Consider the following 12,548-nt stretch of genomic DNA (forward strand, 5'->3'; position numbering starts at 1 on the left):
GATCATCGGCCGTTCCTCGGCGCCCACGGGCGCCGGACCGCCGGCGAGGGGGCGCACGATGACGACGACGGACGACCGCGACGCGATGTTGCACGAGGCCGGGCTCGACGGCCAGAACCGGACCACGCTCGGCCGGATGCTCGGCACCGGCCGGGTCGGCCACGCCGAGGAGGGCGCGGACGGCGTCATGCGGGCCACCGTCCGCATCCCCGAGGACGAGCTGGTGTGGGACCCGGCGATCCTCGTGTTCCCGCACGGCGGCCAGGTCGAGCTGACGCTGATCAACGACGACAAGAACACGCACTGCGCGCTGCTGCCGAACAACGGCGACCCGAAGCTGATCTGGCTGGTGAACCACTCGAAGGGCGTGGCCCGCCTCGATCTCGACGGTCCGGGCGCCTACTACTACGGCTCGACCACCGGCAACGACGAGGGCCGCGGGCTCACCGGCGCCCTCGTGATGGGCGGCGAGGTGCCCGACTCGGCGAAGCTCGACCGGCCACCGCAGCCGCGGCCCTAGGTGGCCTCCGGCCCCGTGAGTACTTCTCCGTGTCCCAGCACGGAAAAGTACTCACAGGCCGCAGGCACCTCCCGCCGTCCGGGCGACGTGGTCGAAGAAGGCGTCGCGGTCGACCACGACGTTCTCGTACTGCCCGAACAGCTCGAACCCGACCGTGCCGAACAGCTGGGTGAAGGCCGCGATCGCGGCCGGGGCGAGCTCGGGCGAGAGCCCGGGCAGCAGGTCGGGCACGAGGGCGTTCCGGACGGCGGGTCCGGGCTCGGCCACCGGCCCCGCGGCCTCGATCGCGATCCGCGCGAGCACCGTCGCCACCCGTCCGGCGGCCGGCAGCGTGTCCACCGGGGCCGCGTAGCCGGGCACCGGGGAGCCGTAGATCAGCGCGTACTGCGCCGCGTGCTCCCGCGCCCAGCCGCGGACCGCCCGCCACACCGCGAGCCAGCGCTCGAGCGGCGTCCCGCCCTCGTCGGCGTCCTCCGCGGCCTGCCCGACGGCGTCGTAGGCCTCGATGATGAGCGCCGTCAGCAGCTCGTCGCGGCTCGGGAAGTACCGGTAGACCGCCGAGGACACCATCCCGACCTCACGGGTCACCGCACGCAGCGACAACGCCGCGGCGCCGACCTCCGCGAGCTGTGCGCGGGCGGCCGCGAGGATCCGCTCGGTCGTCTCGGCGCGCTGCTCCTGACGAGTGGGCATGCCGGACAGCATTTCAGAGAGCAGTGCTCTTGACACGTCGACCCGGTATGGAGAGCATTGCTCTCGTCCTTCGAGAGCAGTGCTCACACTCAGGAGTCGACCATGACCGTGCACTACCAGCAGCCCGGCCTCATCACCCGTCGCGTGATGAACCCGCTGGTCAGCTTCCTCACCCGGCGCGGGCTCTCCCTCGCCGGCTCGGCCGTCCTCGGGGTGCGCGGCCGGACGAGCGGCGAGGTCCGCACGACCCCCGTCAACCCGCTACCCCTCGACGGCGCCCGCTACCTCGTGGCCGCGCGCGGGCAGACGCAGTGGGTCCGCAACATCCGGGTCGCCGGCGAGGCCGAGCTGACCGTCGGGCGCCGCACCGAGCGGATCACGGTGCGGGAGCTGACGGAGCCGGCGGAGGTCGTGCCGGTGCTGCGCGCGTACCTGAAGGTCTGGGCGTGGGAGGTGGGCGCGTTCTTCGAGGGCGTCGGCGCCGACTCGACCGACGCCGAACTCGCCGCGATCGCCCCGCGCCACCCCGTCTTCGTCGTCACATCGGCGGGCCCCACCTCCCGCCGATAACGTGCAGGGATGAGCGAGCGCGAACACGACGTCGTCCTCTACGGAGCCACCAGCTTCGTCGGGGCCCTGGTCGCCGACTACCTGGCCCGGCACGCCCCGACCGGGACACGGATCGCGCTGGCCGGCCGGTCCCGGTCGAAGCTCGAGTCGGTGCGGGCCGGGCTGCCGGTCCCGGGGAGCGACTGGCCGCTGATCGTCGCCGACTCGACCGACCGCGCGGCACTCGACGCGATGGTCGCCTCCACCACGGCGATCGCGACGACCGTCGGGCCCTACGCCAGGTTCGGGCTGCCCCTGGTGGAGGCCGCCGCGTCGGCCGGCACCCACTACGCCGACCTGACCGGCGAGGTCACCTTCGCCCGCGAGGCCATCGACGCGACCGACGCGATCGCGCAGCGCACCGGCGCCCGGATCGTGCACTCCTGCGGCTACGACTCGGTCCCGTCCGACCTCGGTGTGCTGCTCCTGCACTCCCAGGTCCAGGCCGACGGCGAGGGCGACCTCACCGACGTCACGGCCGTCGCCCGGGTCCGCGGCGGCGTGTCCGGCGGCACGATCGACTCGATGCGCGGCCTGGCCGACGAGGTCAAGGCCGACCGCACGACGGTGAAGCTGCTGCGCGACCCCTACGGCCTCTCCCCCGACCGCGACGGCGAGCCGGACACCCGCCAGCCGAGCGACAGCCCGGCCCCGCACCGCCTGCCGGACGGCAAGTGGGCGGCCCCGTTCGTCATGGCCTCCTACAACACCCGCATCGTGCGGCGCTCCAACGCGATCGCCGGCTACTCCTACGGCAAGGGCCTGCGCTACGGCGAGGTCATGGCCACGGGCGCCGGCCCGGTCGGGGCGGTCACGGCGGGCGCGGTGACGGCGGGTCTCGGCGCGATGCTCGCGGGCTTCGCGACGCCGGGTGCGCGCCAGCTGCTCGACCGGGTGCTGCCGAAGCCGGGCGAGGGCCCGTCGGAGAAGACCCGGCGCACGGGCTGGTTCCGCCACGACCTCGACGCCGTCACGACGACGGGCGCGCACTACACCGCGCGCGTGTCCGGCTCCGGCGACCCGGGCTACGCCGCGACCGCGGTGATGCTCGGCGAGTCCGTGCTCTGCCTCGCCCTCGACGGCGATCGGCTCCCGTCGCGCACCGGGTCCCTCACCCCGGCCACCGCGATGGGCCCGGCCCTCGTCGAGCGCCTGCGGACCGCCGGCCACGTCTACGAGGCCTCGCGGGCGGCCTGACCCCCGACCCGTCCGAGCGAACGGCACTCTCGCGCACGTCAACGTCGCGAACGGGCCGTTCGCTCGGAACCGCTGGCACCACTTCCGGCATAGTGTCTTGCCCGTGACGCACGACGACGGCCTGGACTCGCTGGTGCGGCACCGCATCCGGGCCCTCCGGGTCGCCCAGGGGTGGTCGCTGGACGACCTCGCCCGCCGGGCGAACCTCAGCCAGTCCTCGCTCAGCCGCATCGAGAACGGGCAGCGTCGCCTCGCCCTCGACCAGCTCGTCACGCTCGCCCGCGCGCTGGACACCTCGCTCGACCAACTCGTCGAGAGCGACACCGAGGACGTCGTGTCGAACCCGATGATCGACGGCACACACGGCTCACGGCGCTGGTCGATCCGGGCCGACCCGGGGATGTCGGTCGTGCGCCGACGTCTCACCGACCCGCCCCCGGAGAACGCCGCGACGCTGCGCGCGCACCCGGGCCGGGAGTGGTTCGTCGTGCTCTCCGGGGCGGCGATCCTGCTCCTGGGCGACCGCCGGATCCGCGTGGAGGCCGACCAGGCGGCGGAGTTCCCGACGATGCTGCCGCACGCCGTCGGGACCGCGGGCGGGCCGTGCGACCTGCTCGGCTTCTTCGACCGTGAGGCCCGCCGGGGCCATCGGGACGACCAGGCCTGACGAGCATCGTCGGGAACGATCTCCTTGCCGGAGGCGCAAGAGGCCGCGCTCCAGACGCATCCGCTGGATACGGTGATCGCATGAGTGAGGCACACGGGCACGGCCACGGACATGGCCACGGGCACGACGTCGGGGGCGGCGCGGACATGGCGGAGGTCCTCGACCTCGACGCCGAGGTGTTCGGCGGGTACCTCGCCGACCTGGTCTCGTGGCTCCCGGTGCAGGACACCCCGCGCGAGATCGTGGACCTCGGCGCCGGGACCGGCGTCGGCACGTTCGCCCTGCTCGACCGGTTCCCCGAGGCACACGTGACCGCCCTCGACGCGTCGTCGGCGCACCTGCGGCGGCTGCAGGAGAAGGCGGACGGGGCCGGGCTCGCGGGGCAGGTCGACGTCGTCCCCTGCGACCTCGACGCCGAACCCCTCCCCCTCGGCTCGCCGGACCTGGTCTGGGCGTCGGCGTCGCTGCACCACCTCGCCGACCCGGAGCGGGTCCTGCGCCGGGTGCGCGACGCGCTCGCTCCCGGGGGCCTGCTCGTCGTCGTGGAGATCGACGGCTTCCCGCGGTTCCTGCCCGCGGACGCCCCCGAGGACCGTCCGGGGCTCGAGGAGCGCTGCGCCGCCGTCGCCGACCGGCGGGCCGAGGAGCACCTGCCCCACCGTCGGGCGGACTTCGGGCCGATGCTGGAGGCCGCCGGCCTGCGCGTCGAGGCGCAGCGCACGGACGACCTGGAGATCGACGGCGCCGGGTCCGCGACCGTCGGGCGGTACGCGCTCGAGGGCCTCCGGAGGCTGCGGGCCGGGATCGCCGACGAGCTCTCCGCCGAGGACCTGGCCGCCCTCGACCGGCTGCTCGACGAGGACGGGCCGCAGAGTCTGCTCCGTCGGGACGATGTGCAGGTGCGGACGACCCGACGCGCCTGGGCCGTCCGGCCCACCGCGCGCGATTGAGACGCGCACGATCAGGGCACGCTCCCTCCGTCGACCGGTCGTGTGACGCGCACGGTCCGGTCCGTCCCATCGACGCGATACCGGAAGGACCTTCGTGAGCGACCAGATTCAGGTCAGCAAGACCGTGGACGCCAGCCCGGAGCAGATGTTCGCGCTGCTCTCGCAGCCCTCGCGGCACACCGAGTTCGACGGCGCCGGCATGCTCCGCGGCGTCGAGCCCGGGGGCGAGAACGTCTCGGGCACCGGCGACGAGTTCATCATGAACATGAACCAGGACGCGCTCGGCGACTACCAGATGAAGAACGTCGTCACGGCCTACGAGGAGAACCGGAAGATCGGCTGGGCGCCGTCGCTCCACCCGCTCGACGGCTACAAGGACAAGGTCGGGGACGCGCAGGCCACCGGCCACACGTACACGTGGGAGCTCGAGCCCGCGGGCTCCGGCACCAAGGTCACGCAGACCTACGACTGGTCCGGTGTCGAGGACGAGGCCTTCCGCGGCTTCTTCCCGATGCTCACCGAGGACCAGCTCTCGGAGTCGATCGACAAGGTGGCCAACGCCGCCAAGTAGCCGTTCAGGGAGCGCCGGCCGGCGGCACGATCCGCAGCCCGACCGGCGCCCCCTGCTCGATCAGCCGGATCAGCGCCGCCGTGTCGAGGTGGGCCTCCACGAGGTCGGCGAGCAGGTCGAGCTGCGCGGTGCGGGTGACCGCGAACGAGGTCGTCCTCGAGATCGTGACGTCCCGGCCGGACAGCGACGCGACCCGCGCCAGCACCCGGCGTCGGAAACCGTCGTTCTCCAGCAGCCCGTGCCAGTGCGTCCCCAGCACGTTCCCGATGTCGAGCCCTTCCGCGGCTCCGTCGGACGTCCGCACCAACGCCGGCAGCCCGGGGTCCCGGAGCTCGCGTCCGTGGTGGATCTCGTAGCCGGCCACGTCCTCGCCGAGCGCGGTGCCGTGCGGGTTGCCGAGGTGCTTGTCGGGGTCGAAGACGACGTCGAAGGCGCCCAACCCGAGGCCCTCGTGGTGGCCGGGGGCGGCCTCGACGCCGTGCGGGTCGTCGATGGTGCGGGCCAGCATCTGGTAGCCGCCGCAGATGCCGAGCAGGGGCCGGCCGGCGCGGGCGTGGGCCAGCACGGCGTCGGCGAGCCCGGTCGAGCGCAGCCACGCGAGGTCGGAGACCGTCGCCTTCGAGCCGGGCAGGACGACGAGGTCGGCGCCGACGAGGTCCGACGGGGCGGTCACGTAGCGCACCGACACGCCGGGCTCGCAGGCCAGCGCGTCGACGTCGGTGCCGTTGGAGACCCGCGGCAGTCGCACCACCGCGACCCGCAGCCAGTCCCGGCCGAGGGGCGCTCCGGGGCGACCGACGGTGCCGTCGTGCCCGAGGGAGTCCTCCGCGTCGATCCAGAGGTCGGGGGCGAACGGGACGACGCCGAGCGTCGGCCGCCCGGTCAGGCGTTCCAGCTGTGCGAGCCCGGGTTCGAGCAGGGCCGGGTCGCCGCGGAACTTGTTGACGACGAACCCGCTGACCAGCGCCTGATCGGCGGGTTCGAGCACCGCGACCGTGCCGAACAGGTGCGCCAGCACGCCCCCGCGGTCGATGTCGCCGACGACGATCGTCGGCAGCGACCCGGCGCGCGCGAGACCCATGTTGGCGATGTCGGTGGCCCGCAGGTTGATCTCGGCCGGGGAACCGGCGCCCTCGCAGATCACGACGTCGTGCTCGGCGCGCAGTCGCGCGAGACCTGCCGTCACGATCTCGAGCAGGGCGGGTTTGCGCTCGCGGTAGGACAGCGCGCTGACGCTGCCGTCGACCCGGCCGTGCACCACGACCTGGCTGGTCCGGTCCGACTCGGGCTTGAGCAGCACCGGGTTGAACGCGACGCTCGGCTCGAGCCCGCACGCCGCCGCCTGCAGCGCCTGCGCGCGGCCGATCTCCCCGCCGTCGGTGGTGACGACGGAGTTGTTGCTCATGTTCTGCGCCTTGAAGGGGGCGACGTCGACGCCCTGCCGGGCCAGCCACCGGCAGATCCCGGCGACGAGGACGCTCTTGCCGGCGTCGCTGGTGGTCCCCGCGATAAGGAGGGCGCCGTGCACGGTCCGAGCCTAGGCGCCCGCCGGTGCCCACGATCAGCGCGCTCGGGTACCGGCCTCGTCGCCCGACGGTCGGAGGTGTCCGAGGGCCACCACGGGGACGGGCGCGTCCTCGACGAGGCCGCGCTCGACGGCTTCGACGTCGGGGGCCAGCCGGACGTGGAGGGCGCGGCCGCGATCGCTGAGCGAGACCCGGACCCGCCGTCGGTCCGCCGGATCGACCCCGCGGTAGACGAGGCCCGACGTCGCCAGCCGGTCGACGACCCGCGTGAGCGTGGAGTCGTTGAGCCCGGTCCCCGCGACGAGGTCCCCCATGGCGAGGTCGCCGTCGGCGGCGAGCGCGGCGAGGACCAGCCAGTGCGGTAGCGGCACGCCCTCGCGGGCGGTGATCGCCTCGACCTGCGCGCCGACCAGGGCCAGCGCCCGGTGCAGGGAGAGCGCGAGCGATCCCACGTCCTCGGCCATCGAGCCTCCTCGCCCGTCGCTCCCACGTGAGAATATCCCGACGGTGGCCGCGCCGGACGAGCCGTGGCCCGACGGAGGCCCCATGGACGCGAACCCGTTCCGCGTGACCATGGTGCTGCCCCTGCGTGGCCCCGCCGGCCTGTTCGCACCGTCCTGCGAGGCCGTGATCGCGCTCGCCGTGGCCCAGATCAACGCGCGGGGCGGCATCCGCGGCCGCGAGGTGGTGGCCGAGGTGCTCGACGGCGGGCGGGACCCGACGGTGGTCGCCGCGGACGTCGCCGGCCGGATCGCCCGGGGCCGGGTCGACGCGGTGAGTGGATGGCACATCTCGTCGGTCCGCCGGGCGCTGGTGCCCGTCGTCGCCGGCCGGGTCCCGTACGCCTACCCGTCGCTGTACGAGGGCGGCGAGGACCGGGCCGGCGTCTTCTGCTGCGGCGAGACCCCGGACCAGCAGATCGCCCCCGCCCTGCGCTGGCTGCGCGACGAGGTCGGTGCCCGACGCTGGTACGTGGTCGGGGACGACTACGTCTGGCCCCGCGTGTCCGCCCGGGCGGTGCGCACCTTCGCCCACGAGCTGGGGCTCGACGTCGTCGGGCAGTCCTTCGTGCCGCTGGGGACGGGTGAGGTCGGGCGGCTGGTGGACCGGGTCGAGGCCTCCGCGTGCGACGGCGTGCTCATGCTCCTCGTGGGCCAGGACGCGGTGGAGTTCAACCGCGAGTTCGCCCGGCGGGGCCTCGCCGGCCGACTCGTGCGCTTCAGCCCGCTGATGGAGGAGAACATGCTCCTCGCCAGTGGCGCCGACGCGACCACGGACCTGTTCGTCGCCTCGGCCTACTTCCGGTCCCTCGCGACGACGGGGGCGCTCGACCTGCTCGGCGACTACGTGCGGGCCCACGGCCCCGACGCACCGGCGCTGAGCAGCGCGGCCGAGAGCTGCTACGAGGGCCTGCGCACGCTCGCCGCCCTCGCCGACCGGGCCGCCGACGACCGGCCGGAGGCCTGGGACGCGGTCGTCGACGGGACGGCGTGGGAGGGGCCCCGGGGCACCGTGGAGTTCCGGGGACGGCAGGCCAGCCAGTCGGTGCACCTCGCCGTCGCCGACGGCGTCGACTTCGACGTGCTCACCGCGCTGCCGGCCGTCGCCCCTTGACGCGACTCCCCCGACGGTATTCCCATATGGGAACAACTCGTCGATGGGGAGGCCGTCGTGCCCGACACCGTGTTCCGTGTGGACCAGTCGAAGTCGATGCGGGAGCAGGAGGTCCCGGGCCACAACCGCTGGCACCCCGACATCCCGCCGGCGGCCTCGGTCCGGCCCGGCGACGTGTTCCGGATCGAGTGCAAGGACTGGACCGACGGTCAGGTCCGCAACGACGACTCCGCGAACGACATCCGCGACATGGTCCTCGACCACAACCACATGCTCTCCGGCCCGATCGAGATCGAGGGGGCGGAACCGGGCGACCTGCTCGTCGTCGACTACCTCGACCTCGGACCCACCCACGGCGGCGCTCCCGGGATCGGGTCGCAGGCCGGCCAGGGCTGGGGCTACACCGGCATCTTCGCGAAGAGCAACGGCGGCGGGTTCCTCACCGACCACTTCCCCGACCCGGGCAAGGCCATCTGGGACTTCGAGGGCAAGTACGCCACCTCCCGGCACCTGCCCGGCGTCCGGATCGCCTCGAACGTGCACGCAGGGCTGGCCGGCTGCGCACCGTCCGCCGAGCTGCTCGCCGAGTGGAACCGCCGCGAGCAGGCCCTCATCGACACCGACCCGGACCGGGTGCCGCCGCTCGCCCTGCCGCCGCTGCCCGAGCACGCGCTGCTGGGCACGATGGCGAGCGGCGACGTCGAGCGTGCCGCCCGGGAGGCCGCCCGCACGGTGCCGCCGCGCGAGCACGGCGGGAACGTCGACATCAAGAACCTCTCGATCGGCTCCCGCGTGCTCTACCCGGTCTACGTCCCGGGCGCGAAGTTCTCGATCGGCGACCTGCACTTCGCCCAGGGCGACGGTGAGATCAGCTTCTGCGGTGCGGTGGAGATGGGCGGTTACGCCGACGTCCACGTCGACCTGATCAAGGACGGCGTCGCGAAGTACAAGGCCACGATGCCGATCTTCCAGCCCGGTCGGCACGAGCCCCGCTACGACGACTTCGTCTCCTTCATCGGCATCTCGGTCGACGAGGCGGGCGACCAGCACTACATGAACGCGACGATCGCCTACCGTCGGGCCTGTCTCCAGGCGATCGACTACCTGACCCAGTTCGGCTACACCGGCGAGCAGGCGTACCTGATCCTGTGCGCCGCGCCCGTCGAGGGCCGCGTCAGCGGCATCGTCGACATCCCGAACGCCTGTTGCTCGCTCTACGTCCCGACCGGCATCTTCGACGTCGACATCCGCCCCGGCCACGACGGTCCCGCGCGCGTCGACCGCGGCCAGTGCGCCACCGCGAGCTGAGGAGCCACGATGCCCGCCCCGACCGACTTCGAGGTGTTCGACCTCGGTGACGTGGTCCTGCAGCACGGTGCGACGCTGCGCGGCGCCCACCTGGCCTACCGGACCTACGGCACGCTCAACGCCGACAAGAGCAACGCGATCGTCTACCCGACCTGGTACTCCGGGCGGCACACCGACAACGAGTGGCTGATCGGGGCGGACAAGGCCCTGGACCCCGACGAGTGGTTCATCATCGTGCCGAACATGCTCGGCAACGGGTTGTCCTCCTCGCCGAGCAACACGCCGCCGCCCTACGACCGCGCGCGGTTCCCGCACGTGACGTTCCACGACCAGGTCGAGTGCCAGTACCGCCTCGTCACCGAGCACTTCGGCATCGGAACGCTGCCGCTGGTGACGGGCTGGTCGATGGGCGCCGGCCAGACCTACCAGTGGGCCGTGAGCCACCCGGAGATGGTCCAGCGGGCCGTGCCGTTCTGCGGGTCGAGCCGGACCGCGCCGCACAACCAGGTCTTCCTCGAATCGATCTCCGCCGCGCTGCGCGCCGACGCCGCCTTCGCCGGCGGGTGGTACCGCGACGACGCATGGCCGACGACGGGGCTCCGGGCGTTCGCCCGGGTCTACGCCGGGTGGGGCTTCTCGCAGGCGTTCTACTGGCAGGAGGAGTGGCGGAAGCTGGGGTTCTCCTCGCTCGAGGACTTCCTGATCGGCTTCTGGGAGGCGTTCTTCCTCGACGAGCGGGACCCGAACAACCTGCTCGCCATGGCGTGGACGTGGTTCCACGGGGACGTCGGGCAGACCCCCGGGTTCGACGGCGACACCGTCGCCGCGCTCGCCTCCATCCGCTGCCCCGTCCTCGCGATGCCGGCCGAGAAGGACCTGTACTTCCCGCCCGAGGACGAGCAGTGGGCCTCCCAGCACATCCCCGACGGCGAGGTCCGGGTCATCCCCGGGGTCTGGGGCCACTTCGCGGGCGGCGGACAGAACCCCGACGACACCGCGTTCATCGACCAGGGCATCCGCGACATGCTCGCCCGGGAGGTCTGAGCGCCCCTCACCAGCAGTCGGGTCAGCAACCCGGCCGGTCGCCCTCGGCGTGCCACGGCACCACCCCGATGAGCACGTCCGGGAGGTCCGCCACGTCGAACTCGAGGCGCCGCCAGAAGGCGCGCTCCCGGGCCTGCGCCTCGTCGTCGTAGGGGCCGTAGCAGTCGGCGTGGCCCGTGACGGGATCGATGACCAGGACCATGTACCCGTCCGCACCGGACGTCCCGCCCTCGCCGTTCGCCCGCGCCGTCTCCTCGGTGAACATGACCGTCTCCTCCGCGTGATCGGCGGGGACCCGTGCCCGCGCCGTTGAGGAGAAGCGTCGTCCGGTCGGTGGGGATGCGGTGTCCGCCGGACGCACGGTGGCGTGGAGGACGCACGTGTCCCCCGATCATCCGACCCCGACTGCGGCGTCGTCATGGTCCGGCTCGGCTGGTGTAGGTGTGGCCGGTCGGGGTGGTGGTCTGGACGGTGTGCGGCTGGTCGCCGAGCCCGTCGTGGACGACCCGGTGACGCCAGCCGGGCAGTTCCTTGTCCTGGTTGTGGCGCACGCAGCCGCCGCGGCCGTTCCCGAAACTGGTCGGCCCGCCGGCTTTGGAGCCCGTGATGTGGTCGATGTGGCGGATGGGGGCGGTGCAGAACGCCTCACGGCACCAGCCGTGGTCGCGCCAGGTGATCAGCTTGGTGAGGAACCCGTCGAACAGGCGCCGCTGGGTCTCCCCGCCGATCAGGGTGCCGTGGGCGGGGTGGGTGAACAGTCGCCGCCACCACCGCCGCCCCTTGGAGCTGGACAGGATGTCGCGGACGATGCCGGCGGGGAGCGGCCCGTGCCCGATGAGTTCCCCGGTGCCCGCGTCCTGGAAGTCGGTGAGCGTGTCGAGGGGCAGGACGATCCCGACCTCGACGTTCACGTCCTCCGCGCGGGCCTGTCCGGTGAGGCGTTCGACGAGGGTGTCGGCGACGATCTGGTCGCGGTTGCGGCCGTCGGTGTCGCCGGTGGCGATCAACGAGTCGGCGTGTTTCCGCAGCGCGGCCAGGCAGGCGACGCCCTGTTCGACCGGCAACAGCCCGGAGAGCACGCTCATGGTGTCCGGCGCGGGGCGCAGGGTGACCCGCCGGTCCTTGCGCGTTGCGCGGGCGCGGGCGACGAACCCGGCGGGATCGGCCTGATAGGCCAGCTTCTTCACGGCCGCCAGCGCCTGCTTGCGGCCCAGCTCGTCGAGCCCGGCCTCGGCGCACTGCTGGTCCACGAGGGCGCGGAGTTCGGGGTCGAGGTGGTCGGTCAGCGACACGATCTGCTCGGCGAGGGACTCGCTGATCCGCCCGGCGACCAGGGCGGCCCGGGTGCAGGGCAGGTCGGTCGCCAGCGCCCGCGCGACGGACAGGCGTCGGTCGGCGACGTGCGGGGAGACGTGCGCGGCGAGGGCGATCTGGTCGGCGATACCGCGGCTCAATTCCTCCGGGTCCAGCGAGCCGTCGTGGATGTGGGCGATCTGTGCTTCGACCTGGGCGCGGCCGAAGGTGACCATCGCGGTGTGCTGGGCGGCGGCGACGGTGGAGCGCAGCTGTTCGAGGACCGCGATCCGATCCACGCACCCGGCGCCCTGATCGCCAAGAGCGGGCTCGGTGGGCAGCGAGGCGAGCTCGACCAGGCGGGCGTGGATCGCGGTCAGCTCGGCGCTGACCGCGTCCACCACCCGGTTCGAACTCATGTTCGCACGCTAGCAGCGACCCCCGACAATCACGGCTGCCTCGAGGCTCCCACCTGCGACGATGCGGCGAACCTGTCACTGGACGCCAGCAACGACGCTTCGCTGCCACAGGGACAGGACTGCCAACCGGATACGAG

The 12,548-nt window shown here is 73.1% G+C and carries 14 protein-coding genes; 9 read left to right on the forward strand and 5 right to left on the reverse strand.

The genetic code is table 11. The features are described 5' to 3' along the window. The first annotated feature begins 58 nt into the window (after positions 1-58). Positions 59-520 carry an MSMEG_3727 family PQQ-associated protein gene (locus BJ983_RS12855; RefSeq protein WP_179794140.1) on the forward strand — a complete coding sequence of 154 codons (462 nt, stop codon included), beginning with the start codon at positions 59-61 and terminating at the stop codon, positions 518-520. 51 nt (positions 521-571) lie between these two features. Here BJ983_RS12855 and BJ983_RS12860 read toward each other — a convergent pair whose 3' ends face one another. Continuing rightward, a complete protein-coding gene (locus tag BJ983_RS12860; protein ID WP_179794141.1) occupies positions 572-1,213 on the reverse strand; it encodes a TetR/AcrR family transcriptional regulator in 642 nt (213 codons plus the stop codon). Positions 1,214-1,315: 102 nt separating this feature from the next. Between BJ983_RS12860 and BJ983_RS12865 the strand changes: the two genes are divergently transcribed. From BJ983_RS12865 to BJ983_RS12885, 5 genes are all read left to right on the forward strand, one after another. Then, positions 1,316-1,783: a nitroreductase/quinone reductase family protein gene (locus tag BJ983_RS12865; protein WP_179794142.1), complete on the forward strand. Its 468-nt coding sequence runs from the start codon at positions 1,316-1,318 to the stop codon at positions 1,781-1,783. A gap of 9 nt (positions 1,784-1,792) precedes the next feature. Continuing rightward, the gene (locus BJ983_RS12870) at positions 1,793-3,019 is read left to right on the forward strand and encodes a saccharopine dehydrogenase family protein (RefSeq protein WP_179794143.1); all 1,227 of its coding nucleotides are present in this window, start codon (positions 1,793-1,795) and stop codon (positions 3,017-3,019) included. A gap of 103 nt (positions 3,020-3,122) precedes the next feature. Next, the gene (locus BJ983_RS12875; RefSeq protein WP_179794144.1) at positions 3,123-3,686 is read left to right on the forward strand and encodes a helix-turn-helix domain-containing protein; all 564 of its coding nucleotides are present in this window, start codon (positions 3,123-3,125) and stop codon (positions 3,684-3,686) included. A gap of 80 nt (positions 3,687-3,766) precedes the next feature. Next, the gene (locus BJ983_RS12880; RefSeq protein ID WP_179794145.1) at positions 3,767-4,636 is read left to right on the forward strand and encodes a class I SAM-dependent methyltransferase; all 870 of its coding nucleotides are present in this window, start codon (positions 3,767-3,769) and stop codon (positions 4,634-4,636) included. Between the two features lie 94 nt (positions 4,637-4,730). Beyond that, a complete protein-coding gene (locus tag BJ983_RS12885; RefSeq protein WP_179794146.1) occupies positions 4,731-5,207 on the forward strand; it encodes an SRPBCC family protein in 477 nt (158 codons plus the stop codon). Between the two features lie 4 nt (positions 5,208-5,211). On the opposite strand, the gene BJ983_RS12890 is transcribed toward BJ983_RS12885, so the two are convergent. After that, entirely contained in the window at positions 5,212-6,735 is a 1,524-nt protein-coding gene (locus BJ983_RS12890) for a cobyric acid synthase (RefSeq protein WP_179794147.1), read from the reverse strand. Positions 6,736-6,768: 33 nt separating this feature from the next. Next, positions 6,769-7,197, reverse strand: coding sequence for a MarR family winged helix-turn-helix transcriptional regulator (locus tag BJ983_RS12895; RefSeq protein ID WP_179794148.1), 429 nt, complete (start codon positions 7,195-7,197; stop codon positions 6,769-6,771). Positions 7,198-7,279: 82 nt separating this feature from the next. Between BJ983_RS12895 and BJ983_RS12900 the strand changes: the two genes are divergently transcribed. The 3 genes from BJ983_RS12900 to BJ983_RS12910 are packed head-to-tail and all read left to right on the forward strand — an operon-like array spanning position 7,280 to position 10,699. After that, positions 7,280-8,347 (forward strand): substrate-binding domain-containing protein, encoded by a 1,068-nt coding sequence (locus BJ983_RS12900; protein WP_246325579.1) that lies wholly within the window; start codon positions 7,280-7,282, stop codon positions 8,345-8,347. A 57-nt stretch (positions 8,348-8,404) separates the two neighbouring features. After that, positions 8,405-9,655: a formamidase gene (gene fmdA, locus BJ983_RS12905; RefSeq protein ID WP_179794149.1), complete on the forward strand. Its 1,251-nt coding sequence runs from the start codon at positions 8,405-8,407 to the stop codon at positions 9,653-9,655. A gap of 9 nt (positions 9,656-9,664) precedes the next feature. Continuing rightward, positions 9,665-10,699 carry an alpha/beta fold hydrolase gene (locus tag BJ983_RS12910; protein WP_179794150.1) on the forward strand — a complete coding sequence of 345 codons (1,035 nt, stop codon included), beginning with the start codon at positions 9,665-9,667 and terminating at the stop codon, positions 10,697-10,699. Between the two features lie 22 nt (positions 10,700-10,721). Here the strand turns inward: BJ983_RS12910 and BJ983_RS12915 are convergent, their stop codons facing one another. After that, positions 10,722-10,964, reverse strand: a complete 243-nt coding sequence (locus tag BJ983_RS12915) for a hypothetical protein (RefSeq protein WP_179794151.1) — start codon at positions 10,962-10,964, stop codon at positions 10,722-10,724. Between the two features lie 151 nt (positions 10,965-11,115). Then, on the reverse strand, positions 11,116-12,411 hold the full coding sequence (locus tag BJ983_RS12920; protein ID WP_218890256.1) for an HNH endonuclease: 1,296 nt from the start codon (positions 12,409-12,411) through the stop codon (positions 11,116-11,118). Positions 12,412-12,548 lie beyond the last annotated feature (137 nt).

The organism is Actinomycetospora corticicola, assembly GCF_013409505.1.
Lineage (GTDB): Bacteria > Actinomycetota > Actinomycetes > Mycobacteriales > Pseudonocardiaceae > Actinomycetospora > Actinomycetospora corticicola.

Coding starts and splice junctions, on each gene's coding strand:
- BJ983_RS12915 (WP_179794151.1), bottom strand. CDS start 10,964: ATGTTCACCGAGGAGACGGCGCGGGCGAACGGCGAGGGCGGGACGTCC.
- BJ983_RS12865 (WP_179794142.1), top strand. CDS start 1,316: ATGACCGTGCACTACCAGCAGCCCGGCCTCATCACCCGTCGCGTGATG.
- BJ983_RS12880 (WP_179794145.1), top strand. CDS start 3,767: ATGAGTGAGGCACACGGGCACGGCCACGGACATGGCCACGGGCACGAC.
- BJ983_RS12900 (WP_246325579.1), top strand. CDS start 7,280: ATGGACGCGAACCCGTTCCGCGTGACCATGGTGCTGCCCCTGCGTGGC.
- BJ983_RS12920 (WP_218890256.1), bottom strand. CDS start 12,411: ATGAGTTCGAACCGGGTGGTGGACGCGGTCAGCGCCGAGCTGACCGCG.
- BJ983_RS12910 (WP_179794150.1), top strand. CDS start 9,665: ATGCCCGCCCCGACCGACTTCGAGGTGTTCGACCTCGGTGACGTGGTC.
- BJ983_RS12860 (WP_179794141.1), bottom strand. CDS start 1,213: ATGCCCACTCGTCAGGAGCAGCGCGCCGAGACGACCGAGCGGATCCTC.
- BJ983_RS12855 (WP_179794140.1), top strand. CDS start 59: ATGACGACGACGGACGACCGCGACGCGATGTTGCACGAGGCCGGGCTC.
- BJ983_RS12895 (WP_179794148.1), bottom strand. CDS start 7,197: ATGGCCGAGGACGTGGGATCGCTCGCGCTCTCCCTGCACCGGGCGCTG.
- BJ983_RS12870 (WP_179794143.1), top strand. CDS start 1,793: ATGAGCGAGCGCGAACACGACGTCGTCCTCTACGGAGCCACCAGCTTC.